The sequence below is a fragment of the Sphingomonas sp. Ag1 genome, assembly GCF_000980895.1.
In the GTDB taxonomy this organism is placed as follows: domain Bacteria; phylum Pseudomonadota; class Alphaproteobacteria; order Sphingomonadales; family Sphingomonadaceae; genus Sphingomonas; species Sphingomonas panaciterrae.
Window position 1 is genome coordinate 119,135 of record NZ_LAZX01000090.1, and the last position, 25,986, is coordinate 145,120.

Sequence of the window (25,986 nt, forward strand, 5' to 3'; positions counted from 1 at the left end):
CCGAATGTGCCCCGCCGCCCGACGTTGGGCTGGCGGGGCGCCAAGGGTCAGCCTTGGGTCGCCAAGGCCTTAGCCAGATCGTGAAGGTAGTCCCGGCCTTCGTACAGCGCCGTCACCCGGATGCGCTCGTTCAATCCGTGCGTGCCGTTGAGGTCAGGTTCGAGGAAGATGCCGGGAACGCCATAGACCGGCATCTTCAGCACGCCGAAGAACACCGCGTCGGTCGCCCCCGTCGACATCATCGGGACGACCGGCGTCCCCGGAAAATGCTTGGCGGCGAGTGTTTGCACAGCGCCCATGATGCGCGGGTCGAGCGGCGGCGGCACGGCAATCGGGCGCACCGGCTGATTGGCCGTCACCGTCACCTTCGGCCCTGCCAACTCGGTCAGCTTTGCCAATGTGCTCTCGACGCTCTCGCCCGGGAAGATCCGGCAGTTGATGTTGGCGGTGGCGCGCTGCGGGAGCGCGTTTTCCGCATGGCCGGCGTTGACTAGCGTGGCGACGCAGGTCGTGCGCAGCGTCGAGTGAAGCACCTTGTCGCGACTGACGACCGCGTCCGCCCGCTTGTCGGCTGGGTTAGCCAGCAGCCGCTTGATCGCGGCGCCTGTTTCCGGTGGTAGCGCCTGTGCGCTGGCGGTGAAGAACGCGCGCGTCGTGTCGGTGAACTTGATCGGGAATTCGTAGCCCTGCACCCGCTTCACGGCGTCGGCCAGTTCGTAGATGGCGTTGTCGGGCGTCGGCGCGGAGCTGTGTCCGCCGGGGTTGGTGCTGGTGAAGGTGAAATTCTGCGCCGCCTTCTCCCCCACCTGGATCGCGAGCGCCTGTCGCTTTCCCTGTGCGTCCAGCCGGCCGCCGCCGCCCTCGTTCAGCACGAATGCCGCGCGAACCAGGTCCGGTTTGTTGTTGGCGAGCCATTGCGCGCCATTGAACGCATAGGTGGTTTCTTCACCGCAGGTGAGCGCGAGCTTGATCGTGCGCCTGGGTTTGAAGCCCTCCTGCTTGAAGCGGATCATACTGTCTGCCCAGATCGCCGACATGCCCTTGTCGTCGACCGTACCGCGGCCATAATAGAAGCCGTCTTCCTCGATCAGCTTGAACGGGTCGCGCGCCCAATCCTCGCGCTTGGCGGCGACGACGTCGATGTGCCCCAGGAGAAGCATGGCATCGGCGGACGCATCGGTGCCGGGAAGGATGGCGACCACGCCGCCGTCCTCCGGATGCTCCGGCGTCGAGAAAAGGGTTACCTGTGCATCGGTGTAGCCGGCTGATTTGAGCCGGGTGGCGATCTGCTGCGCGGCGCGGGTGCAGCTTCCCTCGCCAACGACCGTGTTGGTTTCGACCAATTGCTTGTAGAGATCGAAGAACGCTCGCTCGTCCGCCCGGTTCTGTGCTGCCGCTGCCAACGGCGCGAGCGCCACTCCTGCGGCGGCGACCGTCATGGCTTTCCAAATGCCGCGCATCCCACTCCCTTTTGTCGTTATCTGAACCTGGAGGTTACCGCGAAGCCGCTGGTGCGCAATGTGCCAATCGATGGTCGAACGGCATGGCGCCATAAGGCGCGGTGATCAGGGACGCGGCGCGGGTTCGGCCTGATCGTTCCCCAGATCGCCCGTGGCCGGGGCCGCATCGCCCGTCACCTGTGGTACAGCGGGGACGAGGGCAGCGGCAGCCGTCGGCGCGCTGCTCGGGATCGTGCCGACGATCGCCGCGGTTTCCAGCGTGTCGAGCGCCTGGCGCGCCGCAATGTAGCGTCGTGCCGCCGCGCTCCAGTTTGCCGCCTGAGTCCCGCCGGGCAGTCGGGACACTTCCTCAACCGCGGGCTCCACCTGGCCGGCATCCAGCAGGCGCTGGGCACGCGCGAGGCGATCCGCGGGCAGGGGCGACGGCGTGTTGGCATCATGCAGGACGACGAGGCGCCGCAGTTCGTCCATGAAGCCGGCGAACCAGCCGTCCGCGCCGGGATTGAGCAGCATCGAACGGTTGGCATCCAATGCCTGGCGCAGTCCCTCGCGCGTGACGGGATCGCGACCAGCCTCAATCACCGTATTCACCGCCTTTTGCTGGGTTTCGCCGAAGCGTTGTCGCAGCTGATCCTCCAGATAGCCAAGGGCTGCGCCCTTTTCGATCGCGCGGCGGGCAGCGAAGGCGATGAGGATCGCCTCGGCACGGCCGGCGCGGTCCTGCGACTGGGTGACATCCATGCTGAGGCTTGCCGTCCTCGCCTCCAGCGCCGCCAGCTGTGCGGCAAGCGCGCTTTCGCGGGCAGCGAGGGTGGCCGGATCCACCGCGGCGGGCGCCGGCGGCGTGGCTGCGATGACGTCCTTTGTCGTGACGGCCTTGTCCACGGCGGCAGGCGCTTTGGCCTGGCGCTGCCACCAGCTGGTACCATCCCGCATCGACAGGAAGATCAGCGCGAGCCCGACAACCAGAGCCAGGATCACAAACACCGTGAGCAGGCCAACTCGTGACCGGCGCGGAGCAGGAGCGAGCGGCGCGTTTTCGTCCATGCCGCGGCTTATCCCCGCCCGACGCTCACCGGTCAATCGCGAGCGTCATGGCGGTTTCGAGCAAAGCCGGGTCGCTGGGAAGGGGCGCAACACTGACGCGCTGCCATCCCCCGCCGGCTGCGTCCGCCACCGCCTGGCTGAGCGCTGCCAGTCGGATGGAGCGCCGGGCGATGTGCGCGCCGGCGATGAGGCCCGCGAAATGGCGTGCCGCGCGGGGCGAGTGAAGGAGGACGATGCTGTCGGCGAGCGCGCGTAGTTGATCCTCCGCAGGATGAAGAGGGTCGCTGGTGTAGACGACGATCTCGGTGACGCCCGGCAGATGGATATGCGCGCGGCCGGTGAGACGCACCAGCCGGTGCCAGCCGCGTCCCTTGGCGAGGGCGAGCGCTTCCCTCCCGTCCGAACTGCCCACGATCTGGGGGGTGAGGCCGGCCGCTTCCGCCGCATCGGCGGTGCCACGACCGACGGTGACGAGCGGGAGCGAGGAGAAGGTGTGGAGCGCTGGCCCTGCCTGACGAACCGCGTTGGCGCTGGTCAGGAGCAGCGCGTCGAAATCGGTCGCGGGCGGCGGCGCCCAGGGAACAGCCGAGATGGTGAAGATCGGGACCCGAAGCGCAATGAAACCCGCCTTCGCGATCCGGTCAGCGGTCGCGCTGTTTCCCGGTTCCGGCCGCAGGACGGCGATCGGACGTGTCATCCCCCGAACAGATGTCGGACCGAAGCCGGCGCACGGGCGAGCAGGTCGGCCGCCAGTTCGCGGCCAAGCGTGGGGCCATCCTCGCCCGCGATGACGCCGGTGACATGCTCCGACCCATCCTCCGTCAGCAGCTCCGCCGCCAGGGTGATGCCGTCGCCCTCGCGCCGGGCAAGCGCGCCCACGGGCGAGTGACAGGAGGCGTCCAGCGCCGCCAGCAGCGCACGTTCGGTGTGGATGCAGATGCTGGTGGTGGGACAGTCGATAGCCTGAACCAGCGCCAAGGCCGGGCTGTCGGCCAGCGTCTCGATCCCGATCGCGCCCTGCGCCGGGGCGGGCAGCATGACGTGCGTCTCTATCGCGACGCCCGTGTCGTGCCGGCCAAGCCGCTCCAGACCGGCCGCGGCGAGGAGCGTGGCGGCAACCTCTCCGGTGGCGAGCTTGCCCAGCCGCGTATCGATGTTGCCGCGGAACAGCACGATTTCGAGATCCGGCCGGTGGCGCAGGAGCTGCGCGCGGCGGCGCGGGGAACTGGTCCCCACCACCGCGCCGTGCGGCAGCGCGTCGATCGTGTCGACGCCGATCAGGCGGTCGCGAACGTCCGCGCGGGGCAACATCGCGGCGATGGCGATTTCGGCCGGTCGGATGGTTTCCACATCCTTCATCGAGTGGACGCAGGCATCCACCTCACCAGCCAATAGCGCGCGGTCGAGCTCCTTGGTCCACAAGGCCTTGCCGCCGATCTCGGCCAGCGCGCGATCCTGCACGCGGTCACCGGTGGTACTCACGACGACGATGTCGACATCGTCCCAACCGTGGGCGGCCATCAAGGCGTCGCGCACCAATCCTGCCTGGGTCAGGGCCAGCGGCGAACCGCGGGTGCCGAGTCTGAAACGCTGAGCCACCGGTCTCTTCTATCCTGCAGATATCGGGTCCGCTCTATCGGACGTGGGCGCCCTTCGACAAGCGTGGGTCGAGCGGATATGAGCCGGGCATGCTGATCCTTGGTCTGGAATCCTCGTGCGACGAAACGGCGGCGGCGCTGGTGACGGGTGATCGCCGCGTGCTGGCGCATCGACTGGCGGGGCAGGAAGCGGCGCATCGGCCCTATGGCGGGGTCGTGCCGGAGATCGCCGCCCGGGCGCATGTCGAAGCGCTGGAGCCGCTTATCGAGACAGCTTTGGCCGATTCCGGCGTGTCTTTGGCCGATATTGATGCGGTCGCGGCCACCGCCGGTCCGGGGTTGATCGGCGGCGTGATGGTGGGGCTGGTCACGGGCAAGGCGATTGCCCATGCGGTCGGCAAGCCGCTGATTGCGGTGAACCATCTGGAGGGGCACGCGCTCAGCCCGCGTCTGGCCGATCCCGACCTCGCCTTCCCCTACCTGCTGCTGCTGGTGTCGGGCGGGCATTGCCAGTTGTTGCTGGTAGAGGGGGTGAACCGATACCGCCGGCTGGCAACGACGATCGACGATGCGGCGGGTGAGGCGTTCGACAAGACGGCGAAGGTGCTGGGCCTTGGCTTTCCGGGCGGGCCGGCAGTGGAGCGCGCGGCGCAGATGGGTGATGCGACAGCGGTGCCACTGCCCCGGCCCTTGTTCCGGTCCCCGGAGCCGCATTTTTCGTTCGCCGGGCTGAAGGCCGCGGTGGCGCGGATCGCGGGCGATTATCGACCGGAGGATGTCGCGGCATCGTTCCAGGCGGCGGTGGTGGATTGCCTGATCGACCGGACAGCGCGCGCGATCGACCGTGCGCCGGGCGCAACGGCGCTGGTGGTCGCCGGCGGAGTGGCGGCCAACAATGCGGTGCGCAGTGCTTTGTCGTCGCTTGCCGACGCACATGGCCTGCGTTTCGTGGCACCGCCGCTGTGGCTGTGTACCGACAATGCCGCGATGATCGCCTGGGCCGGGGCGGAGCGGTTCGCCGCCGGGCTGGTCGATCCGCTCGACACACCGGCGCGGGCGCGCTGGCCACTTGATCCAACCGCCGAGGCGGTGCGCGGTGCGGGGGTGAAGGCATGAGCCGCGACATGCGGATCGGCGTGATCGGCGGCGGCGCCTGGGGCACCGCGCTGGCGCAGGTTGCGGCGCGTAGCGGCGAGGTGCTGCTGTGGGCGCGCGAGGAGGAGGTGGTCGCCGCGATCAACAACCGCCACGAGAACAGCATGTTCCTGCCCGGCGTCCCGCTGTCGCCGGCGATCCGCGCGACGGGGGCGCTGAACGATCTGGCGGATCGTGACGCGCTGCTGGTGGTCGCGCCGGCGCAGCATGTCGGCGCGGTGCTGAATGCGCTGCCCAGCAATGACACGCCGCTGGTGCTGTGCGCCAAGGGGATCGAGGCGGGATCGCGGCGTCTGGTGGGCGAGGTCGCCCAGGCCGCGCATCCCGGCGCGCCGATCGCGGTCCTGTCCGGCCCCACCTTTGCCCATGAAGTCGCGGCGGGGCTGCCGACGGCGGTGACGCTGGCCTGTGCCGATCCGGCGCTGCAGGGGCGTCTGGCCGAGCGGCTCGCCAGTCCGACCTTCCGTCCCTACGCCTCGAGCGACGTGATCGGGGCCGAGATCGGCGGGGCGGTGAAGAATGTGCTGGCGATCGCCTGCGGCGTGGTGGAGGGGGCGGGGCTCGGCCAGAATGCACGCGCGGCGCTGATCGCGCGCGGCTTTGCCGAAATGACCCGCTTCGGATTGGCGCGCCGCGCGCGAGCGGAGACGCTGGCGGGCCTGTCGGGGCTGGGCGACCTGGTACTGACCTGTTCGTCGACCAGCAGCCGTAACTTCTCGCTTGGCGTGGGGCTGGGGCAGGGACGGTCGGCGACCGACCTGCTGGCGGACCGGCGCACGGTGGCAGAGGGTGCCTTCACCGCGCCGGTGCTGGCCGAGGCTGCAGCACAGGCGGGCGTCGACATGCCGATTACCGATGCGGTGTGCCGCCTGTTGCAGGGCGCGCCCGCGAGCGAGGTGATCAGCAGTCTCCTGGCCCGCCCGCGTCGCGACGAGGCGTAACGCGCGCGGCGACGATCACCGCAGGACGCGCGCGGAAAGCGCCGCGCAGTCGGCGTCGGTCGCGGTCGGACCCTGCTTTCCGGTGATTGCACGGCCGATCGCCTTGAAGACGTTGCCGACCGATTTGACCTCCTTGGGCACCTGAACATCAGGTTCGCTGATCGTGCCGGAGAGTGTGGCCGACCCGGGAAGGCGCAGCACGGCGTCCTGCTTGGGCGCGCCGGTCAGCCGAACCGCGAGCGTTTCGCCGGGGAAGGTGACGGTGCCTGCGCCATCGAGCCGGCTTTGCGAGGTGTCGATAACAAACGGCCCGACCGTTCCGCGCCCGCCACGCAAGGCGATGCCGACCACTACGCAGCGCAGGGCAGCGCGATCCTTCTCACCGGCGAGCAGCGCGCGCCCCGCGTCAAAGCCGAGCGCGGCGGCGATCTCCGCGGGCAGGGCGCCGTTGCGGGCGACCACGCCGATCCGGCCGGAGGATTTGCCGACCGCTTCGCGGATCGTGCTGCCGCGGCCGGCAAGGACGGCGCGCGCGTCGACCCGGCCCGTTACCGAACCGCCACCGCCGCCGAGCGCCGGAATGCTGCTGTCGAGGAGGCGAAGATCGAGCCGGACGAGCGGCTCAGGCGCACCATCCGACTGATCGACGACCGCGCTGCCCGTGATCCTGCCCTGGCTGAGCCCGATCGTGAGGGGCGCCACCGAGAGCTTGCGGTTGTCGAGCGCCAGCGTGCCGGCGAGGGTCTTCAGCGACGATGGACCCTGCCGGCTGACGATGTTGCCGACGCGAAAGGAGATGGTGCCGTCCGTCTTGCCGACCTTTGCAAGGTTGACGCGGGTGTCGGGGACGACGCGCGGGCCAATCGCGCGCTTTTTCGCGGCGGCACGGCGCAGCCCCTCGTCGGAAGCGAAATCGTCGAAGTCGAGCTGGCGGGAGACAAAGGTGCCCGACAGCTTCGTGCGGCCGTCCACCTTGTCGACCGTCAGCTTCCCCGACAGGTCGGACCGACCGACCCGGCCGTCGAGCCGGTCGATCAACCATCGTGTGGGTTCGCGGCGCACATGCGCCGACAGCGTCACTGACTGGGTCTGGAATAATCCCGCCTCGATGATCGCATCGATGAGTTTCAGGTCATTTGCGCGCGCCGTGACGTCGAGCGTCATGCGATCAGTGTCGAAGGGCGCGGCCATGGTGCCGCGGGTGTGCATCGACAGCGCCTCGCCGGTGATCCGCGCCTCGAACGGCCAGCGCCCCCCGTCCCGGTCCGACAGAGCGGGCGCCCGGGCGGCAAGTGTCACGGGCGCGCCGCGCACGGTACCGGATCCCTGCAGCCGCAAGCCGGCGCCTGCATCGGAGGCAAAGGCCATGTCGAAGCGGCGATCCTGCTTCGCATCGTCATAGCGGAGCCGGGAATTTGCGACCGTCAGGCGATCGAGGCTGCTGTTGCCCGACTGGCGATCAGCGCTCTTGTCCTGCCGCCAATTCTCCCGCCCATCGCGGGTTCGAACGAGATTGATCTGTGCGCCCGAGATGTCGATCGTGTGCGGCGACAATCGTCCGAGCAGAAGCGACAGTGCGTTGAAGCCAACGTCGATCCGGCCGATCTTTGCGAGGTCACGCGGGGCGGACCAGGCCGGGCCAGGGATCCGCACGTCGCGAAGGCGGACAATAGTGGCGAAGCCGACGGGGTCGACCCGCTCCATCGTCCCGATGGTCACGGGGCGACCGAAACGCTGGGTCAGCCGGCTTTCCGCGGCGCCTTTCAGCATGCCCCAGGGGAAGATCGCCAGCGCGAGGAGCGCGCACAGGAGAAGCGCGCCCGCGGTAGCAAGGATGACGCGGACACGGCGCCGGGAAAGAAAGGTGGGCATCGAGGCTGAGACGCGCCGACCCAAACTTCGTTCCGGTCGCGAAAGGAATGACGTTACGTCACCTGTCTGCGCCGTCAGGGTGGGTCAGAAATCGACGGCGATGCCCTTCTTCTCCCAGTCGCCATAGCGCACCGGATCGCGGCCGAGTGGATCCTCGGGCGGGCGCTCCATGGGCGCGGGCTCGGGCACCGGCTTGTTCGGCGAAAGATAGGCCGGCGGCTTCACATGAGGCGGTCGTTTGGACATGGGCTCTTCCGGTTACGGCGTTCACCCGCCACATGGGCGCGATGTCTTCTTCCGCCAAGCCCCGCCCGCCTGTCCATCATCGTCGCCCGGCGGATCCGCCCGGCACCGCGCCGCGTCGCGCCGCGCTCCGCCTGCTCGATGCGGTGTTGCGTCGGGGCGAACCGCTGGAGGCGGCCCTGCCGCAGGCGACGCGCGGGCTGGAAGGGCCGGATCGCGGCTTCGCCCATGCGATTGCGGCCGAGACGCTGCGCCGCCTGCCCGACCTTGATTCGCTGATCGATTCGGCGACCCACCAGGTGCTCCCCGAAGATGCCAAGGCGCGTTCCGCACTGCGCATCGCGCTGGTGCAGACGCTGGCGCTGGGCACCCCGCCGCACGCCGCGATCGCCACGGTGCTGCCGCTGGTCGATGGCGGGCCGCGCAAGCTGGTCCATGGTGTGTTTGGGGCACTGACACGCGGGGGTGCGACCCTGCCGGATGTTCCCGCGTTGCCGCCGGAGATCGCGGCGCGCTGGCGCGCATCATGGGGTGAGGACGTGGTGGCAGCCGCCGCCCGCGCCATCGCGGTGCCGCCGCCGCTGGACCTGACGCTGGCCGCTCCTGATGCGCTGGCGCCCGAGGGGGACAGTCTGGCAACCGACCATCGGCGGCTGCGCCATGCGGCGCCGGTGGCGCAATTGCCGGGGTTCGCAGAAGGCACCTGGTGGGTGCAGGACGTGGCCGCCTCGCTTCCCGCGCGGTTGATCGGGCGGGGGCCGGGCCGCGCGCTCGACCTGTGCGCCGCGCCGGGGGGAAAGACGATGCAGCTGGCGACGGCCGGTTGGGTCGTGACGGCGCTGGAAATATCGCCGTCGCGCGCCGCGCGCCTCCACGAGAATTTGGCGCGGACCAAGCAGCCGGCGACGGTCGTGATCGCCGACGCGATGGATTGGGCGCCGAGCGAACCGGTTGATGCCCTGCTGCTCGATGCGCCGTGCAGCGCGACGGGCATTTTTCGGCGGCATCCCGACGTATTGTATCGCGCCCATGCTGGCATCATCGCCGACATGGCCGCGCTGCAGGCGCAATTGTTCGATCGCGCCGCCGCATGGGTGCGGCCGGGCGGGCGGCTGGTCTATGCCACTTGTTCGCTGGAGCCGGAGGAGGGCGAGGCGCAGCTGGAGCGGTTTCTGGCTGAGCATCCCGATTATGCCCTCGAGCCGCCACAGCCGGGTGAATTGCCCCACGGGTTCGCGGCGCAGAGCGGCGGCTATCTCCGCACGCTGCCGGGGACGCTGGAAGATGCGGGCGGGTGCGACGGGTTTTTCATCGTCCGGCTCGTGCGTGCTTCCGCCTGATCAAATCGCACGTTAAGCATCTGAGCGACACGTCCATTCGTTCGCGCTGATCCGGGTTCCTGCACGCGTGCAGCGAAGCCGGCGGGCGCGGGCCGATCCACAGTGAGTTCCATGACCAAGCCTGTCCGTATCGCGCCTTCGATCCTCTCCGCTGACTTTGCCAAGCTGGGCGAGGAGGTTCACGCGATCGATGCGGCGGGCGCCGACTGGATCCACATCGATGTGATGGACGGGCATTTCGTGCCCAACATCACGATCGGGCCGGCGGTGGTGAAGGCGCTTCGCCCGCACACCGACAAGCCGTTCGACGTGCATCTGATGATCTCGCCGATCGACGCCTATCTCGATGCCTTTGCCGAGGCCGGGGCGGACACGATCACCGTTCATCCTGAGGCTGGACCGCACATCCACCGGTCGCTTCAGCACATCAAGTCGCTGGGCAAGCGGGCGGGCGTGGTGCTCAACCCCGGTACTCCGGCCAAGATGCTGCATTACCTGATCGACATGGTCGACCTGGTACTGGTGATGAGCGTGAACCCGGGCTTCGGCGGTCAGAGCTTCATCGACAGCCAGCTGCGCAAGATCGCGGCGATCCGCAAGATGATCGATGCGAGCGGGCGCGACATCGATTTGCAGGTCGACGGGGGTATCGATCAGCGCACTGCGCCGCTGGCGATCGACGCTGGCGCCGACGCGCTGGTGGCGGGGACTGCGACGTTCCGTGGCGGGCCTGAGGCCTATGCCGCCAATATCCGAGCCCTGCGAGGCGCATGAGCCAAGGCGCCCGCGATCCTGCAGCCGTCCCGGACGGAATAGACGAAGGCAAGCGGCTGGTCCGTGTCGGCGGCGACAAGGGGCTGTCGCTCGCCGAACGGCTAACCGACCGTTTTCATCGCCTGACCTGGCGGACGCCGATTCACGGGCTGCGGCTGAAGGGCCGTTATCCGCTGAAGCTGATCGCGGTGCCCGACGATCCCCTGTTCGGCGACATCGCGCGCGGGGAGTCGCTGCTCGCGGGGCAACTGGCCTTCCGCGGTGAACGGCATGACATTGCAGGGCTGAACCTGCGCACCTTTCAGCCTTCGGCGCCCTTTGCCGATTATCTTCACAGTTTCGGCTGGCTGCGCGACCTGTCCAGCGTGGCGACGCGGGCGCAAGGGGCACCGATCGCCGAGGATCTGATGTCGCGGTGGCTTGCCGCACATGGTGAGCGGGTGACGGCGCTGGCGTGGCGGCCCGAGCTGTGGGGGCGGCGCATCCTGTTCTGGACCGCGCATGCCCCGCTGATCCTGTCGTCGACCGATCTGGTCTACCGATCCAAGGTGCTGAACGCGCTGGCGCGCGGTGCGCGGCACCTCGACACCAGCGCGGACAAGGCGCCGATCGGGCCGGCGCGGGTGGCGGCGTGGTGCGGGGTGATTGCTGCGGGGTTGCTGATCCCGGGCGGGGATCCGCGCCGCAGCTTTGGCGAGGCGGGGCTGATGCGCGCGCTGGCGGGCGCGGTGTTCGAGGATGGCGGTGCGGTCAGCCGCTCGCCCGAAGCGCTGCTGGACATGATCGGCCTCCTGGCGATGCTGCGCGAGACGTACATCACCCGCCGGCTCGAATTGCCCGAGGGCATCCAGGGTACGCTTGCGCGCATGGTGCCGGCGCTGTTGGCCGTGTGTCACGCCGACCGGGGTCTCGCAAGCTGGCAGAGCGGCGGGCCGGTGCCGGCCGAGCGGGTGGCGCAGGTTATCCCGGCGAGCGGCGTACGCACCCGGCCGCTGCGGCAGCCACGCGACTGGGGATATCAGCGGCTGGTCGCCGGCACGGCCGTGGTGCTGGTCGATGCAGCGCCACCGCCGGTCGCGAGGGTCGTGGAAGGCGGCTGCGCCTCCACGCTGGCGTTCGAACTTTCCGATGGGCCGGCGCGGATCATCGTCAACTGCGGCGGCGCGAATGCGGCCATGTCCGGGCTGCCCAAGGCGTTGGTCTCCGCGCTGCGCACCACCGCCGCGCATTCGACGCTGACGCTGGCCGATACCAACTCAACCGCGATTCACGCGGACGGCACGCTGGGTCGGGGGGTCGGCGAGGTCGAGCTGAGCCGGCAGGAATCGGAAAATGCGAGTCGGATCGAGGCGAGCCACGACGGCTATGTCCGTCGCCACGGCTTCGTCCACCGGCGGCAGTTGGTGCTGACCGAGGATGGCAAGGAACTGCGCGGCGATGACGTCCTGCTGCCCAAGGGGCGGCGGCGCCCGATGGGGCCAAAGCCGTTCGCCATCCGCTTTCACCTGGGCCGCGGGGTGGAGGCGTCGCCGACGGCGGACGGCATGGGGGCGGTGCTGCGCGTGCCGGGCGGCGCGATGTGGCAATTCCGAACGCGGGGCGGATCGCTGGCGATCGACGACAGCCTGTGGATCGATGGTGATGGTCGCCCGGTAACAACTCAGCAGCTGGTCGTGAGCGGCATGGCCGAAGCGGGCGGCGCGACCGTCGGCTGGGTGCTCAAACGCGCGCGATAGGCGATTTCTTCCGCCGCGGCGGCGCACGAGGGCTTGGGGGCGCGCGCCGGCACCGCTAGGGGGCTGCACGTCGCATCGTGACGATCAGCGACTCGCGCGCGATCCGTCACCCACCCACCCCTTGCTCCTCCCGATCGGGGAGGAGCGGAAAGAGTGTCATGACCGCCATCCCCATCCGCCGCGCCCTTCTGTCCGTGTCCGACAAGACGGGGATCGTCGATCTCGCCCGAACGCTCGCCGAAAAGGGCGTGGAACTGGTGTCCACCGGCGGCACGGCAAAGGCGCTTCGCGATGCCGGACTGACGGTGCGCGACGTGTCCGACCTGACCGGCTTCCCGGAAATGATGGACGGGCGCGTGAAGACGCTTCACCCGATGGTTCATGGCGGGTTGCTGGCGGTGCGCGATGATGCCGCACATGCCGACGCGATGGAGGAGCATGGGATCGGCGCGATCGATCTGGTCGTGGTGAACCTGTATCCGTTCGCGCAGACGGTGGCGAAGGGTGCGGACCGGCCCGAGGTGATCGAGAATATCGACATCGGCGGCCCCAGCATGGTGCGTTCGGCAGCCAAGAACCATGCCTATGTCGCGATCGTGACCGATCCGGCGGACTATGCCATCGTCGCGCGCGGCGAGACGACGCTGGAGGAGCGCAGGCGGCTGGCCGCCAAGGCGTTCGCCGCGACGGCGACCTATGATTCGATGATCGCCCGCTGGTTCGGGCTGGAGGACCAGAAGGAGCAGTTTCCCGCGACCCTGCCCTTCACGCTCGAGGCGCCCACCGTGCTTCGCTATGGCGAGAACCCGCACCAGCAGGCGGCCTTCTATCGTCCCGCCGGCCCGAGCACGCCGGGCATCGGCCAGGCGCGGCAGGTGCAGGGCAAGGAGCTGAGCTACAACAACCTCAACGATGCCGATGCGGCGCTGGAACTGGTCAGCGAGTTCCGCGACGCCGATCCGACCTGCGTGATCGTGAAGCACGCCAATCCGTGCGGCGTGGCGACGGGGACGACGTTGGCAGATGCCTATGAAGCGGCATTTGCCTGCGACACGGTGTCGGCATTTGGCGGGATCATCGCGCTGAACCGCACGCTGGACGCGGCGACGGCGAAGGCGATCACCGGCATCTTCACCGAAGTGGTGGTGGCGCCCGACGCCGACGAGGAAGCGATTGCGCTGTTCGCGGCGAAGAAGAACCTGCGCCTGCTGCTGACGGGGACGCTGCCCGATCCGGCGCGTGGCGGGCTGACCGCAAAGACGATCGCTGGCGGGTGGCTGGTGCAGTCGCGCGACAATGGCGTGTTGGCGGACGACATGCTGAAGGTGGTGACCAAGCGCCAGCCCACCGCGCAGGAGCTTGCCGACTGCCGGTTTGCCTGGACGGTCGCCAAGCATGTGAAGTCCAACGCGATCGTTTATGCCAAGGACGGCAGCACCGCGGGTGTCGGCGCGGGGCAAATGAACCGACTGGAGTCGGCGCGGATCGCCGCCTGGAAGGCAAAGGACGCCGCCGACAAGGCCGGCTGGGCAGCGCCGCGGACGATTGGCTCGGCCGTAGCCTCCGATGCATTCTTCCCCTTTGCTGACGGCCTGCTCGCGGCAGTGGAAGCCGGTGCGACCGCAGTGATCCAGCCGGGCGGGTCGATCCGCGATGCCGAAGTGATCGCCGCTGCGGACGAGGCCGGACTGGCGATGATCTTCACCGGCATGCGTCATTTCCGCCATTGATGACCGGCGCGACCCCGGCGGCACCCCGGAGCAGGCGCGCCTGATGGCCGCGCCTGTCATGATCCTGGTCGATGCGGATGCCTGCCCGGTGAAGGATGAGATCTACCGCGTCGCCTATCGGCTGAACGTCCCGGTGACGATCGTCAGCAACGCGCATCTGCGCGTGCCGCAGCATCCGCTGATCAGCCGGGTCGTCGTCGATGACGGGTTCGATGCGGCCGATGACTGGATTGTCGAACATGCCGGCGCCGCGACAATAGTGGTCACTGGCGATATCCTGCTGGCCGATCGATGTCTGAAACTGGGCGCGACGGTGATCTCGCCTTCGGGCAAGCCCTTCACAAGCAGCTCGATCGGCAATGCCGTGGCGGTGCGTGCGATCATGGCCGATCTGCGGGCGGGCGGCGATCGGGTCGGCGGCCCGCCACCGTTCGGCAAGGAAGATCGATCACGCTTCCTGTCGGCGTTGGATCAGGCGCTGGGCAAGCTGCTGCGCGCGCGGGGACGCTGAACAGCCGCGGCAATCAGGTGCGGGCGAACCACCAGGTGCCGCCGCGTTCCTCGCGCACCGCCCTTCCTTCGATTTCGAGACGGTGCAGATGGGCGAGCGACTCGCCCGTCGCCATGCCGATCACATCGAGGCCGATCGGGCGGCGGAACAGCACCTTGAAGCAATCGACCGCGCGCACCGGGCCGTTGCCCATCAGGTCGATGATCGCGTCGAGCCGGTCGATGTGTTCGTCACGCAGCGCGTCCAGCCGGGTGTGGAGGCCGTAGAAGGGATCGCCATGGCCGGGGAGGACCAGCAGATCCTCCGGCAATGACCGGAACTTCTCGATCGAACGCAGCCAGTCGCCGAGCGGGTCGTCGTTGCTCTGGCTGACATGGACCGAGATGTTGGAGCTGATCTTCGGCAGCACCTGATCGCCAGCGACGAGGACGCGGCGGTCGTAATCGACCAGGCAGGCATGTTCGGGGCTGTGGCCGTTGCCGGTGATGACATGCCAGTCGCTGCCACCGATCTGCAGCACCTCGCCGTCCTGGATGCGGGTATAGGTGAGCGGCATGCGCGCGATCGCCTTGCCGAAATTGGACCAGCCACGGCCGGCGCCATGCGCGACCTGTTCCTCGTTCCAGCCAGCGCCGCGCCAGAAGGCGAGCTGCTCCTCGGGTACCTCGGGACGCGAATCCCCCGCCAGCATACGCACCATCAGCCATTCGGTGCGGGTCATCACGATGTCGGCATCATCGAACCGGCGCGACAGCCAGCCGGCGAGGCCAACGTGATCGGGGTGCATGTGCGTGCACATGATCTTGCCGATTCGCTGGCCCGCGAGCGGCCCCTCCAGGATGGTGCGCCATGCCTCGGTTGAGCGGGGGCTGGCGGTTCCGGTGTCGATCGCGAGCAGTTCGGGGCCGTCATCAAGGATCAGGCCGTTCACATGTTTCAGCGGCCCCGACATCGGCACGCGCCACCAGCGGATACCGTCCATCAGGGTGAGCAGTTCGCCGGGCTGCGGCCCACGATCACCGAAGGGAAAGGTAAGACCGGCCCAGCTGGTGGGCGTCAGCCCCTCATCCCCGATCAGCGTGCGTTGAATTGCCGTCGCCATGGCGATGACGCTATCAGCATAACATTCGTTACGTCGAGAGAATTTGCGCCTGGATGCGCAAAGGGCGCGATCCCGGCATCCGGAACCGCGCCCCTTGTAATGTTCATGCCAGCCGGTGGCGGACCAGCCATCCGCCCGTGACGGCGGCGGATCAGCGGCGGAACGGATCCTCGAAGAACGACTTCGACACGCCATCCTCGTCGCCGGCCATTTCGGCACCGCGCGATGCCTGCTCGCGTTCGGCGCGCAACTGTTCGATCAGCGCCTCACGGTCGCCGTCGAGGCGGGTGTCGGTCGGCTGCGCCTCGACGCCGGCGGTCTTGGCGGCCTTGGCCACGGCGGCGTCCAGCTCACGCTGCGTGGTCAGGCCGAGCGTCACCGGGTCCTTCGGCGTGATGTTGCCAATGTTCCAGTGTGTCCGGTCGCGGATCGCGGCAATCGTGGTGCGCGTGGTGCCGATCAGGTTGGAGATCGCCCCGTCGGTGATCTCCGGATGGTTGCGGATGATCCAGGCGATACCGTCCGGCTTGTCCTGACGCTTCGACACAGGGGTGTAGCGCGGCCCCTTGGTCCGGCGGACCTGCTCCGGCCCCTTGGTCATCTTCAGGCGATAGTCGGGATTGGCCTGGCCCTTCTCGATCTCGTCCTGGGTCAGTTCGTGTGCGCGCACCGGATCGCGCCCGGTCAGCTTGGTCGCCGCGGTATCGTCAGCGATCGCCTGCACTTCGAGCACGTGCAAACCGCAGAATTCCGCGATCTGCTCGAACGTCAGCGACGTGTTGTCGACGAGCCATGAAGCGGTCGCGTGGGGCATGAGCGGCTGGGCCATGCGGGAAAGCCTTTCGGTATAAACAAATAGGGCCGCCCCTTACCGGAGCGGCCGCCTAACCTGTGGTGACTTAATGTGCCCGTGCCGTCAGGGCAAGCGCCGTCGCATTATGCGGCGCGCGGAAGTGCGATCGGGACGAGTGCCGCCAGGAATTGCTCGGCGCTCGCGCGCCAGCTGTGGCGTCTGCCTTCGGCCGCGCATCGCGCCCGGTCGAGCGTCAGCGCGCCGGCGATCGCGCGGGTGAGGTCATCGTCCATCACGCCGCTGGCGGAGCAGAGGACGTCGATCGGGCCGGGCACCGGATAAGCGGCCACCGGCGTCCCGCATGCCAGCGCCTCGATCATCACCAACCCGAAGGTGTCAGTCCGGCTGGGGAACACCAGAACGTCGGCGGTGCGGTAGCAGGCGGCGAGCGCTTCGCCGAATCGGGGCCCGAGGAAATGTGCGTTGGGGAAACGGTGGCGAAGGTCGGGAAGGGCCGGGCCGTCGCCGACCACCACCTTGCTGCCCGGATGCGGGGCGGCGAGGAAGGCGGCGACATTCTTTTCGATCGCGACACGGCCGACGTACAGCAGGACCGGGCGGGGCAGGGCGGCGAGGTGTCGGTCCGTAGCGCCGTCCGGCGTGAACTCGCGCGCGACGCCGCGGCCCCAGGGCAGCGTGTGCGAGATGCCGTGTGAGGCCAGCATGTGCTGGATGGTGGGCGTCGAGACGAGGACTGCGTCGGCGCGCTGGTGGAAGCGGCGGACCAGGTGCCAGACCCATGCCGGGCTCAACCCGGTGCGCGCGGCGACATAATCCGGAAATTGCGTGTGATAGGCGGTGGTGAACGGAACGCCGCGGTCGAGGCACCAGCGGCGTGCGGCGAAGCCGAGTGGCCCTTCGGTCGCGATATGGATCGCCTCCGCTCCGAAGGCGGCGATGCGGCGGCCCACTGCGCGAGAGCTGGCCACCGCCAGCCGGATCTCCGGATAGGTGGGGCAGGGGAATGAGCGAAAGCCATCGGGCGCGATGACCAAAGGATGGTGGCCCATCGTGGTCAGCTCGCCGACCAGCGATTGGAGGGTGCGCACAACGCCATTTACCTGCGGCGCCCAGGCATCGGTGACGATCGCGATCTTCATGATGCGCGCTCAGGCTGCGATGGCGAGGACGGCCGCCGCCTCGCGCCGGGCCATTACCTCGGCCCAGTGGACGATCTCCATCCGCCCGTCGACATGCTCGACCAGCGCCGTGGCGCTTTCCACCCAGTCGCCATCGTTGAAATAGGCGATGTCGCCGATCGTGCGCATCTCGGCGGTGTGGATATGGCCGCAGACCACGCCGTCGACCCCGCGCGCGCCGGCGGCCTCGGCGACAATCTCCTCGAAGCGGGAAATGAAGGCGACCGCGTTCTTGACGCGCGCCTTGGCATGTTTGCTGAGCGACCAATAAGGAAGCCCGAAGCGACGGCGGAAAGCGTTCACCGCGCGACTGGCCAGCATCAGCAGGCTGTAGGCAGTGTCGCCGACATGGGCGAGCCAGCGATGCGCAAGAGTGATCGCGTCGAATTCGTCGCCATGGAGCACCAGCAGGCGACGGCCGTCCGCGGTGACGTGAATAGCGTTGCGGCGGATCGCGATGCCGCCGAAGTCGAGGCCGCAAAACTGGCGAAACGCCTCATCATGATTGCCGGGGATGAAGATCATCCGCGTCCCCCGCCCAGCGCGTTTCAGCAGTCGCCATACGACATCGCTGTGCGCTGCCGGCCAGTAGAATTTCCGCCGCAGCCGCCAGCCATCGACGATATCGCCCACCAGATACATGGTGTCGCTGTCGACATGGTCGAGGAAGTCGATGAGCATCCCGGCATTGCACCCGCGGGTGCCGAGATGGACATCGCTGATCCAGATGGTGCGATAGCGCGTCCGTTCGACGGCGCGTTCGGGAAGATGGGGGCGCGAATTGGCGAAATCCGCAAGGTCGGTGACGTCGGCGAGCGTGACGGTCGTCGGCATGGCGGGCCCTCCCTGCCATGCAGCTCTAACCGCGGCAGGTTACGGGCAGATCACCGATCGATGACGCTTTGATAGCAGCTTCGTATCAGGCGTGTGACGGCCGGGTAACGGCCGTCGTCAGCGTATCAGCGAACCTGTTCGACCACCGGCGCGCCCGTCACCGGATCGGTCGTCGGCGTGAGCGTGAACAGGCCGACCGCACCGAGCAGGAACCCGCCGGCGAACTGCCACAGGAAGCTGGACTTGAGGAGGCGGGTCATAAGCGTACTCTGTATCTCGTTTCTGTTCATCGCAGTGGTAGCCACGACCGCCTGAACCGGGGCTGGTGCCCCCGTTCATCACGTGTTTTGCATGTAGGGACGCGGCCCTTGCCCTTGTATGGTCAACAAGGAAAGGAACTGTTTCCGTACGGGAACCTTTTTTACGTCCGTTCGTGCGTCGACCAAGCCGGATTGTTGAAGCTGGTCGACGCGAGATTGCTGCTAGCGCAGCGCGGCGCACGCCTGCTGGATCCGGGTGCACGCCTCGCGAAGGATCTCCTCGCTGGTCGCGTAGCTGATGCGCATCGCCGGGGAGAGGCCGAACGCCACGCCCTGCACGGCGGCGACCCGAGCTTCCTCCAGAAGATAGCCGACGAAATCGCTGTCGGTTTCGATCTTCTGCCCCTTGGGCGTCGTCTTGCCGATGAGGCCGGAGACCTCGGGATAGACGTAGAAGGCGCCTTCGGGCGTCGGGCAGGTGATGCCCGGCGTGTCGTTCAGCATGCCGACGACGAGATCGCGGCGCGCCTTGAAGGCGGCATTGCGCTCCGCAAGGAAGGATTGGTCGCCATTCAGCGCCGCGGCGGCTGCGGCCTGGGCAATCGAGCAGGGGTTGCTGGTCGACTGCGACTGGAGCTTCGCCATCGCCTTGATCAGCCATTGCGCGCCGCCAGCGAAGCCGATGCGCCAGCCGGTCATGGCATAGGCCTTGGAGCAGCCGTTCACCGTCAGCGTGCGATCGTAGAGCGACGGGCAGACCTGAGCGATCGTGGCGAACTGGAAATCGTCGTAAACGATATGCTCGTACATATCGTCGGCGAAGATCCAGACGTGGGGGTGGCGTTCCAGCACCTCGCCCAGCGCCTTCAGCTCGGCGGCGGTATAGGCGGCGCCGGTCGGGTTGGACGGCGAATTGAGGATCAGCCACTTGGTACGCGGCGTGATCGCGGCCTCCAGCATCGCCGGCGTCAGCTTGTAGCCATGTTCCGGGCCCGCTGCGACGACGATCGGCGTGCCGCCGGCGAACTGAACGACATCGGGATAGCTGACCCAATAGGGCGCCGGCACGATCACCTCGTCGCCCTCGCCGACGGTCGCGACCATGGCGTTGAACAAGGTGTGCTTGCCGCCGACGTTCACGCTGATCTGCGCGGGGGTGTAGTCGAGCCCGTTGTCGCGCTTGAACTTGGCGACGATCGCATCCTTCAGCTCAGGCGTGCCATCGACATTGGTGTATTTCGTCTGGCCACGGCGGATTGCCTCGATCGCCGCTTCCTTGACGAAATCGGGCGTGTCGAAATCCGGCTCGCCGGCACCCAGACCGATGACGTCGATACCGGCACGCTTCAGCTCCTGCACCTTGGTGGTGATCGCCAGCGTGGGCGATGGGCTGATGCGATCGAGCGCGGCGGACGTCTTCATAGGGGCGGCTCCTTTAAGCGCCGCGGCCTATAGCGAGGCGTCTCCCGGCTCCGCAACTGTCACGAACGCGGACATGAGGCCGCGCAGCGCATTTCCGACATGAAAGCCGGCCGCGAGATCATCAGCGGTCAGTTCGTGTTCGACCGCGCGGCCGATGTCGATCAGCTCGGCGCGCAGCACCCCGGGAAGAAGGCCACGCGCCAGCGGCGGCGTGAGCAGCAGCCCATCACGTTCCACGAAGACGCTGGTGAAGCTGCCTTCCGTCAGGAACCCGTCCGGATCGACGAACACCACCTCGTCAGCGCCGGCGCGGCGGCGTGCCTCGTCATAGAAGCGTCTACTGCTGGTCTTGTGGCGGAGCCGATAGTCGGATGGGACGACCGGCAAGGGTGCCAGCGCCACGCGCAATGTTCGGGGGATCGGGGGCGGAGCAGGCGCGACCTCGATCGTGATCCGGCCGCTGTGGCTCAGCAACAGCCGGATGCGAGCAGGTGCCCGCAACCGGAAGGTCGCCGCCTGCAGTTCATTGCGGGCGTCATGCCGGTCGAAGACGAAGCCGAGGCGGGCGGCGCTGGCCTTCATACGCGCCAGATGCCGCTCGACGAGCAGGATGCCCGCATCGGGATCGAAGCGCATCGTCTCGATCAGGTCGGGGGTTCGCTGGCCGTGCGTCAGGAACGCGCCCTTGGCCAGTGCCTCGTCCCACTCGCTGTCAGCGCGGCTGTCAGCGACGATCCCGCCGCCAAGGCCAAGCGTCGCGTGATCCGCACCCGCGGCGATCTCCAGCGTGCGGATGGCGACATTGAACTGCGCGTCGCCGCCGGAATCGATCGCCCCGATCGAGCCGGTATAGATGCCGCGCGGCGCATGTTCGATCTCGCGAAGCACCTGCATGGCCCGAACCTTCGGGGCGCCGGTGATCGAACCGCAGGGGAAAAGGGCCGACAGCACGTCGATCGCGTCGCGCCCGGGGGCGAGCCGTGCGGTGACGGTGGAGGTCATCTGATGAACCGTCGGATATCGCTCCACCGCAAAGAGCGCAGGTACCTTAACGCTGCCGGCGGCGGCGACCCGCGACAGGTCGTTGCGCATCAGATCGACGATCATCAGGTTTTCCGCGCGCTGCTTCTCGTCGCTGGCCAGCGCATCGGCGATGTCGTCGTCGCGGGAAGGGTCAGGATCGCGGCGCGCGGTGCCCTTCATCGGCCGGCAGGTGAGCGTGTCTCCTTCAAGGCGGAAGAACAATTCCGGGGAGAAGGAGAGCAGCAGATGATCGCCGGTGGCGACGATCGCGCCCCATCCGGCAGCAGCGCGGGTGCGCACCGCGGCGTAGAGCGCCAGTGGATCGCCCGCAAAGGGCACCCGCGCCCGGAACGTGAGGTTCGCCTGATAGATGTCGCCGGCGGTGATCAGGTCCAGCACCTGTCGCAGCGCCGCATCATATTCGTCGCGCGAGATGGCGGGTTCCAGCGCGCCGATCCATGCGCCGTCCGGGGCGGGCAGGATCGTGTGGGGGGCGCATAGCTCCTCCACCGCCGCGAACAGGCCGAACCACAGGAGCGGGGTGGCCGGTGCGGGAAGCGTCCCGACATGCGGCTCCAGCGCGGCGCCGCCCTCATAGGCAATGAAGCCCGCCGCGTGATGGCCCGCCGCGATGCCTTCGCGAACGCTGGTCAGCGCGGGCGCCAGTTGATCCACCGAATGTGCTTCGATGATCGCCACCGGATCGCGATACAGGCGTGCGGGCGCGCCACCGGGCCGGGCATCGTCGAGCAGCACGAAGGGTGCGGCGAGGGACATACAAGGCGCCATGCCCGTCCCCGCCCATGGCGGCAACCCCGCTTGGTGCGCCGCGCCAACGCTGCTGCCTTGCCGTGAGGGCGATCTGCGGGCTAGCAATGTGCGCCGCTCATCCAGCGCAAGTTTTCGAGGAAATGCCCGTGACCGATGCGACCACCGAACCAGCGCTGCGCGCGATGATCGTCCCGGTGACGCCAATCGAGCAGAATTGCACGATCATCTGGTGCACCAAGACGAAGAAGGCGGCGGTGATCGATCCGGGCGGCGACCTGCCCAAGATCAAGGCAGCGCTGGCGCAGGCTGGCGTGACGGCGGAGAAGATCCTGCTGACCCATGGCCACATCGACCATGCCGGCGAGGCGAAGCCGCTGGCCGAGGAGCTTGGCGTGCCGATCGAGGGGCCGCAGGAGGAGGACCGCTTCTGGCTGGCGCGGCTGGGTGACGATGGCCGCAACTGGGGCATCCGCGGCGTCCCGTTCGAGCCCGATCGCTGGCTGGAGGATGGCGACACGGTGACGGTGGGCGAACTGACGCTCGACGTCTATCACACGCCGGGGCACACTGCGGGGCACGTCATCTTCCACCACGCGCCGTCCAAGTTCGCGCAGGTTGGCGACGTGCTGTTCCAGGGCTCGGTCGGCCGTACCGATCTGCCGCAGGGCAATCACAAGACGCTGATCAACTCGATCGTGACCAAGCTGTGGCCGCTCGGCAGCGAGACGGCGTTCATTCCCGGGCATGGCAAGCCTTCCACCTTCGCGCATGAGCGGCAGTGGAACATGTTCGTGAGCGACAGCGCGCTTGAGGCGTGACCCGGCTGGGCCGCCCGTTGGCGCTGGAGATCAGGGCATGATGGAAGCCGAATTCATCGCCGCGTTGCGCCGCCTGCCACTGCATGAGGGGGCGCAGGGGCTGAGCGACGACGTGGCACGGCTGGGCGACCTCGTTATCACCACCGACACGATGATCGCGGGGGTCCACTTCCTGCCCGACGATCCGCCTGGCGATGTGGCGTGGAAGCTGGTGGCGGTGAATTTGTCGGACCTGGCCGCGAAGGGGGCGGAGCCGGTCGGCATCCTGTTGAATTACCCGCTGTCGGATACCGGCTGGGACCGGGCGTTCCTTGCGGGACTGAACGCCTGCCTGTCCGCGCTGGGTTGCCCGTTGCTGGGCGGCGACACGGTTGGGCTGCCCGAAGGTGCGGCGCGCGTGCTGACGGTGACGGCTTTTGGTCGGACCGATGCGGTGCCGGCGCGATCGGGCGCAAAGGCGGGTGACCGTTTGTGGGTGACCGGCACGATCGGCGATGCGGGCGCGGGGTTGAAGGCGGCCCAGCGGGGGGATGGCCCGGATGCGCTGATTGCCGCCTATCGCCGGCCGCGCCCGCGGCTTGCGGAAGGGCGAACGCTCGCCCCGCTGGCGCATGCGATGATGGACGTGTCCGACGGGCTGTTGATCGACGGCTGGCGCATGGCGGCGGCGAGCGGGCTGGCCCTGACCATCGCGCTCGATCGCGTTCCGCTGTCCACCGCCTATCGCAGCTATGCCGGTGACGATGTGCTGGCGGCGGCGACGGCGGGGGATGACTATCAGCTTTTGTGCGCGCTGCCGCCGGAAGTTGCGCCGACCAGCATCGCGACGTGCATCGGCAGCTTTGCTGCGGGCAAGGGACTGGTCCTGACCCAGAACGGAGAGGTTGTTGCCCTGCCGCCGCGGCTCGGCTTCGAGCATCGCGCCTGACCGATCAAAGTCCAGCGTCAGTCAAGACGGGAAATCATCAGTCATCATTGCGGCCAGGACGCCGCTCTGATTGCCCGAAAACCGACCATTATTGGTGCCTTGCACTTTCCTGCCGCACGGTTACGCTCCGTCATACAAGAACGATAAGCATAGGAGGCCGGCGGTTACCGCCCGGGGGCGGGGCCGATCGGCCACGTTAGGGGAAGGAACGCGATGACCACGGTCTATATCGCCATCCTCTGCGGCCTGCTGGCCGTGGTCTATGGCATCGTCACCAGCCAGCAAGTCCTACGAGCCTCTCCGGGCAATGAACGGATGCAGGACATCGCCGCCGCCATTCAGGAAGGGGCGAAGGCCTATCTTGGCCGCCAATATACCACGATTGCCATCGTCGGCGTGGTCGTCGCCGTCATCATCTTTGCGACCCTGGGCGTCCTCTCGACGGTCGGGTTCCTGATCGGCGCAGTGCTGTCGGGCGTTGCCGGCTATGTCGGCATGAATATCTCGGTGCGCGCCAACGTTCGTACGGCAGAGGCTGCGCGGGGCACGCTGCAGGGCGGATTGACGATGGCGTTCCGCTCCGGCGCGGTCACCGGGATGCTGGTGGCGGGGCTGGGATTGCTCGCGATTGCGGGATTCTTCTGGTATCTGACCGGGCCGGGCGGCTACGCGCCCAACGCGCGCGTGATCATCGAGGCGCTGACCGCACTGGCGTTCGGCGCATCGCTCATCTCCATCTTTGCGCGGCTCGGCGGCGGCATCTTCACCAAGGCCGCTGACGTCGGCGCCGATCTGGTCGGCAAGGTCGAGGCGGGCATCCCCGAGGACGACCCCCGCAACCCGGCGGTGATCGCCGACAATGTGGGCGACAATGTCGGCGATTGCGCGGGCATGGCCGCGGACCTGTTCGAAACCTATGTCGTGACGCTGGGCGTGACGATGATTTCGATCGCGCTGCTAATCCAGGCATCGCCTGCCGAGCTGATGAACCTGATGAGCCTGCCGCTGATCGTCGGCGGCGTGTGCATCATCACCTCAATCATCGGCACCTACATGGTGCGGCTGGGATCGAAGGGGTCGATCATGGGCGCGCTGTACAAGGGGTTCTGGACCTCCGCGCTGCTTGCCATCCCGGCGATCTATGTCGCGACGCAGATGACGCTCGGCGACCTGAACGTGCCGATTGGCGCCGCTGGTTTCCTTGAGGCGACCAGCGACACGATCGTCAGCGGGGCGGGCGATCTTACCGTGACAGAGGTCACTGGCGCGCCGGCGGCGGACGCCTTCACCGGCATGGACCTGTTCTGGTGCATGTTGATCGGCCTGGCGGTGACGGGCCTGATCGTGTGGATCACGGAATATTACACCGGCACCAACTACCGCCCCGTCAAGTCGATCGCCAAGGCGAGCGAGACCGGCCATGGCACCAACGTCATTCAGGGGCTGGCGATCAGCCTGGAGGCGACCGCGCTACCTACGCTGGTGATCGTGATCGCGGTGGTCGCGACGTACAAGCTCGCAGGCGTGATCGGCATCGCCTTTGCCGCCACGTCGATGCTGGCGCTGGCCGGAATGGTCGTCGCGCTGGATGCTTATGGCCCGGTGACGGACAATGCCGGCGGCATTGCGGAGATGGCCGGCCTGGAGGACCAGGTCCGTTACAAGACGGACGCGCTGGATGCGGTAGGCAACACGACCAAGGCGGTGACCAAGGGTTATGCCATCGGGTCCGCCGGCCTGGCAGCGCTGGTTCTGTTCGGTGCCTATACCACTGACCTGCAGACCTATTTTCCTGACATCGCGGTCGATTTCAGCCTGTCCAACCCCTACGTCATCGTCGGACTGTTGCTCGGCGCGCTGCTGCCGTATCTGTTCGGGGCGTTCGGCATGACCGCGGTCGGCCGGGCGGCAGGCGCGGTGGTCGAGGAAGTGCGCGACCAGTTCCGCAACAATCCCGGGATCATGGAGGGGACGAGCCGGCCCAATTACGGCCGCACCGTCGATCTGGTCACCCGCGCGGCGATCCGCGAGATGATCATACCGTCGCTGCTGCCGGTATTGTCGCCGATCGTGCTGTATTTCGTGGTGACCGCGGTGGATGGCCAGGCGTCGGGATTCGCCGCGCTTGGCGCGATGCTGCTGGGCGTGATCGTCTCCGGTCTGTTCGTCGCGCTGTCGATGACCAGCGGCGGCGGCGCGTGGGACAATGCCAAGAAATATATCGAGGACGGCAATTACGGCGGCAAGGGATCGGAGGCGCACAAGGCGGCCGTGACTGGCGACACCGTGGGTGACCCGTACAAGGATACCGCCGGTCCGGCGGTCAATCCGATGATCAAGATCACCAACATCGTGGCATTGCTGTTGCTGGCGGCGCTGGCCGGCGGCGGCTGAGGCTGAGGCTGAGGCAGCAGCAATATTGCGTCGGG

Annotated in this window: 23 protein-coding genes; 10 read left to right on the forward strand and 13 right to left on the reverse strand. The window is 67.8% G+C overall.

Going from position 1 to position 25,986, the window contains the following annotated elements; all coding sequences use genetic code 11:
• Positions 1-47: 47 nt before the first annotated feature.
• The 4 genes from XM50_RS09495 to hemC form a co-directional block, all read right to left on the reverse strand.
• On the reverse strand, positions 48-1,460 hold the full coding sequence (locus XM50_RS09495) for a M20/M25/M40 family metallo-hydrolase (RefSeq protein ID WP_046409092.1): 1,413 nt from the start codon (positions 1,458-1,460) through the stop codon (positions 48-50).
• A gap of 105 nt (positions 1,461-1,565) precedes the next feature.
• Positions 1,566-2,507: a hypothetical protein gene (locus tag XM50_RS09500; protein WP_052742521.1), complete on the reverse strand. Its 942-nt coding sequence runs from the start codon at positions 2,505-2,507 to the stop codon at positions 1,566-1,568.
• 25 nt (positions 2,508-2,532) lie between these two features.
• Positions 2,533-3,204 (reverse strand): uroporphyrinogen-III synthase, encoded by a 672-nt coding sequence (locus tag XM50_RS09505; protein ID WP_046409093.1) that lies wholly within the window; start codon positions 3,202-3,204, stop codon positions 2,533-2,535.
• A complete protein-coding gene (gene hemC, locus XM50_RS09510; RefSeq protein ID WP_046409094.1) occupies positions 3,201-4,106 on the reverse strand; it encodes a hydroxymethylbilane synthase in 906 nt (301 codons plus the stop codon). The genes XM50_RS09505 and hemC overlap by 4 nt, the downstream gene beginning before the upstream one ends.
• Before the next feature lie 89 nt (positions 4,107-4,195).
• Here hemC and tsaD point away from each other — a divergent pair, with 89 nt between their 5' ends.
• Together tsaD and XM50_RS09520 are read left to right on the forward strand one after the other, a co-directional pair.
• Positions 4,196-5,221 carry a tRNA (adenosine(37)-N6)-threonylcarbamoyltransferase complex transferase subunit TsaD gene (gene tsaD / locus XM50_RS09515; RefSeq protein ID WP_046409095.1) on the forward strand — a complete coding sequence of 342 codons (1,026 nt, stop codon included), beginning with the start codon at positions 4,196-4,198 and terminating at the stop codon, positions 5,219-5,221.
• A gap of 8 nt (positions 5,222-5,229) precedes the next feature.
• Positions 5,230-6,201: an NAD(P)H-dependent glycerol-3-phosphate dehydrogenase gene (locus tag XM50_RS09520; RefSeq protein WP_046409147.1), complete on the forward strand. Its 972-nt coding sequence runs from the start codon at positions 5,230-5,232 to the stop codon at positions 6,199-6,201.
• Between the two features lie 15 nt (positions 6,202-6,216).
• On the opposite strand, the gene XM50_RS09525 is transcribed toward XM50_RS09520, so the two are convergent.
• Positions 6,217-8,073, reverse strand: a complete 1,857-nt coding sequence (locus XM50_RS09525; RefSeq protein WP_046409096.1) for an AsmA family protein — start codon at positions 8,071-8,073, stop codon at positions 6,217-6,219.
• An 84-nt stretch (positions 8,074-8,157) separates the two neighbouring features.
• Positions 8,158-8,319, reverse strand: a complete 162-nt coding sequence (locus XM50_RS19675; protein ID WP_082102934.1) for a DUF1674 domain-containing protein — start codon at positions 8,317-8,319, stop codon at positions 8,158-8,160.
• 41 nt (positions 8,320-8,360) lie between these two features.
• On the opposite strand from XM50_RS19675, the gene XM50_RS09530 reads away from it, so the two are divergent.
• The 5 genes from XM50_RS09530 to XM50_RS09550 all read left to right on the forward strand — a co-directional run bounded on the left by XM50_RS09530 (position 8,361) and on the right by XM50_RS09550 (position 14,407).
• Entirely contained in the window at positions 8,361-9,656 is a 1,296-nt protein-coding gene (locus XM50_RS09530) for an RsmB/NOP family class I SAM-dependent RNA methyltransferase (RefSeq protein ID WP_046409148.1), read from the forward strand.
• Between the two features lie 111 nt (positions 9,657-9,767).
• Entirely contained in the window at positions 9,768-10,430 is a 663-nt protein-coding gene (rpe, locus tag XM50_RS09535) for a ribulose-phosphate 3-epimerase (protein ID WP_046409097.1), read from the forward strand.
• Positions 10,427-12,166 (forward strand): heparinase II/III family protein, encoded by a 1,740-nt coding sequence (locus XM50_RS09540; protein ID WP_046409098.1) that lies wholly within the window; start codon positions 10,427-10,429, stop codon positions 12,164-12,166. Before rpe ends, XM50_RS09540 begins: the two co-directional genes overlap by 4 nt.
• Before the next feature lie 158 nt (positions 12,167-12,324).
• Complete coding sequence (purH, locus tag XM50_RS09545) at positions 12,325-13,896, forward strand: bifunctional phosphoribosylaminoimidazolecarboxamide formyltransferase/IMP cyclohydrolase (RefSeq protein ID WP_046409099.1); 1,572 nt, start codon at positions 12,325-12,327, stop codon at positions 13,894-13,896.
• A 43-nt stretch (positions 13,897-13,939) separates the two neighbouring features.
• Positions 13,940-14,407, forward strand: coding sequence for a YaiI/YqxD family protein (locus tag XM50_RS09550; protein ID WP_046409100.1), 468 nt, complete (start codon positions 13,940-13,942; stop codon positions 14,405-14,407).
• A gap of 13 nt (positions 14,408-14,420) precedes the next feature.
• Here the strand turns inward: XM50_RS09550 and XM50_RS09555 are convergent, their stop codons facing one another.
• From XM50_RS09555 to pabB, 7 genes are all read right to left on the reverse strand, one after another.
• Complete coding sequence (locus XM50_RS09555; protein ID WP_046409101.1) at positions 14,421-15,509, reverse strand: MBL fold metallo-hydrolase; 1,089 nt, start codon at positions 15,507-15,509, stop codon at positions 14,421-14,423.
• 151 nt (positions 15,510-15,660) lie between these two features.
• Positions 15,661-16,338, reverse strand: coding sequence for a DUF1013 domain-containing protein (locus tag XM50_RS09560; protein WP_046409102.1), 678 nt, complete (start codon positions 16,336-16,338; stop codon positions 15,661-15,663).
• Between the two features lie 107 nt (positions 16,339-16,445).
• Entirely contained in the window at positions 16,446-17,462 is a 1,017-nt protein-coding gene (locus tag XM50_RS09565) for a glycosyltransferase family 4 protein (RefSeq protein ID WP_046409103.1), read from the reverse strand.
• 9 nt (positions 17,463-17,471) lie between these two features.
• A complete protein-coding gene (locus XM50_RS09570) occupies positions 17,472-18,335 on the reverse strand; it encodes a UDP-2,3-diacylglucosamine diphosphatase (protein ID WP_046409104.1) in 864 nt (287 codons plus the stop codon).
• Positions 18,336-18,460: 125 nt separating this feature from the next.
• Positions 18,461-18,595, reverse strand: a complete 135-nt coding sequence (locus XM50_RS20985) for a hypothetical protein (protein ID WP_269430566.1) — start codon at positions 18,593-18,595, stop codon at positions 18,461-18,463.
• A 222-nt stretch (positions 18,596-18,817) separates the two neighbouring features.
• On the reverse strand, positions 18,818-20,017 hold the full coding sequence (locus XM50_RS09575) for a pyridoxal phosphate-dependent aminotransferase (RefSeq protein WP_046409105.1): 1,200 nt from the start codon (positions 20,015-20,017) through the stop codon (positions 18,818-18,820).
• A 27-nt stretch (positions 20,018-20,044) separates the two neighbouring features.
• Positions 20,045-21,817: an aminodeoxychorismate synthase component I gene (pabB, locus tag XM50_RS09580; RefSeq protein ID WP_046409106.1), complete on the reverse strand. Its 1,773-nt coding sequence runs from the start codon at positions 21,815-21,817 to the stop codon at positions 20,045-20,047.
• 176 nt (positions 21,818-21,993) lie between these two features.
• Here pabB and XM50_RS09585 point away from each other — a divergent pair, with 176 nt between their 5' ends.
• The 3 genes from XM50_RS09585 to XM50_RS09595 all read left to right on the forward strand — a co-directional run bounded on the left by XM50_RS09585 (position 21,994) and on the right by XM50_RS09595 (position 25,951).
• Positions 21,994-22,629, forward strand: coding sequence for an MBL fold metallo-hydrolase (locus tag XM50_RS09585; RefSeq protein ID WP_301091880.1), 636 nt, complete (start codon positions 21,994-21,996; stop codon positions 22,627-22,629).
• A 37-nt stretch (positions 22,630-22,666) separates the two neighbouring features.
• Positions 22,667-23,557 (forward strand): thiamine-phosphate kinase, encoded by an 891-nt coding sequence (gene thiL / locus XM50_RS09590; protein ID WP_082102935.1) that lies wholly within the window; start codon positions 22,667-22,669, stop codon positions 23,555-23,557.
• 213 nt (positions 23,558-23,770) lie between these two features.
• Positions 23,771-25,951 (forward strand): sodium-translocating pyrophosphatase, encoded by a 2,181-nt coding sequence (locus XM50_RS09595; RefSeq protein ID WP_046409107.1) that lies wholly within the window; start codon positions 23,771-23,773, stop codon positions 25,949-25,951.
• Positions 25,952-25,986 lie beyond the last annotated feature (35 nt).

Coding starts and splice junctions, on each gene's coding strand:
- XM50_RS09495 (WP_046409092.1), bottom strand. CDS start 1,460: ATGCGCGGCATTTGGAAAGCCATGACGGTCGCCGCCGCAGGAGTGGCG.
- XM50_RS09500 (WP_052742521.1), bottom strand. CDS start 2,507: ATGGACGAAAACGCGCCGCTCGCTCCTGCTCCGCGCCGGTCACGAGTT.
- XM50_RS09505 (WP_046409093.1), bottom strand. CDS start 3,204: ATGACACGTCCGATCGCCGTCCTGCGGCCGGAACCGGGAAACAGCGCG.
- tsaD (WP_046409095.1), top strand. CDS start 4,196: ATGCTGATCCTTGGTCTGGAATCCTCGTGCGACGAAACGGCGGCGGCG.
- XM50_RS09520 (WP_046409147.1), top strand. CDS start 5,230: ATGCGGATCGGCGTGATCGGCGGCGGCGCCTGGGGCACCGCGCTGGCG.
- XM50_RS09525 (WP_046409096.1), bottom strand. CDS start 8,073: ATGCCCACCTTTCTTTCCCGGCGCCGTGTCCGCGTCATCCTTGCTACC.
- XM50_RS19675 (WP_082102934.1), bottom strand. CDS start 8,319: ATGTCCAAACGACCGCCTCATGTGAAGCCGCCGGCCTATCTTTCGCCG.
- XM50_RS09530 (WP_046409148.1), top strand. CDS start 8,361: ATGTCTTCTTCCGCCAAGCCCCGCCCGCCTGTCCATCATCGTCGCCCG.
- rpe (WP_046409097.1), top strand. CDS start 9,768: ATGACCAAGCCTGTCCGTATCGCGCCTTCGATCCTCTCCGCTGACTTT.
- XM50_RS09540 (WP_046409098.1), top strand. CDS start 10,427: ATGAGCCAAGGCGCCCGCGATCCTGCAGCCGTCCCGGACGGAATAGAC.
- purH (WP_046409099.1), top strand. CDS start 12,325: ATGACCGCCATCCCCATCCGCCGCGCCCTTCTGTCCGTGTCCGACAAG.
- XM50_RS09550 (WP_046409100.1), top strand. CDS start 13,940: ATGGCCGCGCCTGTCATGATCCTGGTCGATGCGGATGCCTGCCCGGTG.
- XM50_RS09555 (WP_046409101.1), bottom strand. CDS start 15,509: ATGGCGACGGCAATTCAACGCACGCTGATCGGGGATGAGGGGCTGACG.
- XM50_RS09560 (WP_046409102.1), bottom strand. CDS start 16,338: ATGGCCCAGCCGCTCATGCCCCACGCGACCGCTTCATGGCTCGTCGAC.
- XM50_RS09565 (WP_046409103.1), bottom strand. CDS start 17,462: ATGAAGATCGCGATCGTCACCGATGCCTGGGCGCCGCAGGTAAATGGC.
- XM50_RS09570 (WP_046409104.1), bottom strand. CDS start 18,335: ATGCCGACGACCGTCACGCTCGCCGACGTCACCGACCTTGCGGATTTC.
- XM50_RS20985 (WP_269430566.1), bottom strand. CDS start 18,595: ATGACCCGCCTCCTCAAGTCCAGCTTCCTGTGGCAGTTCGCCGGCGGG.
- XM50_RS09575 (WP_046409105.1), bottom strand. CDS start 20,017: ATGAAGACGTCCGCCGCGCTCGATCGCATCAGCCCATCGCCCACGCTG.
- pabB (WP_046409106.1), bottom strand. CDS start 21,817: ATGTCCCTCGCCGCACCCTTCGTGCTGCTCGACGATGCCCGGCCCGGT.
- XM50_RS09585 (WP_301091880.1), top strand. CDS start 21,994: ATGATCGTCCCGGTGACGCCAATCGAGCAGAATTGCACGATCATCTGG.
- thiL (WP_082102935.1), top strand. CDS start 22,667: ATGATGGAAGCCGAATTCATCGCCGCGTTGCGCCGCCTGCCACTGCAT.
- XM50_RS09595 (WP_046409107.1), top strand. CDS start 23,771: ATGACCACGGTCTATATCGCCATCCTCTGCGGCCTGCTGGCCGTGGTC.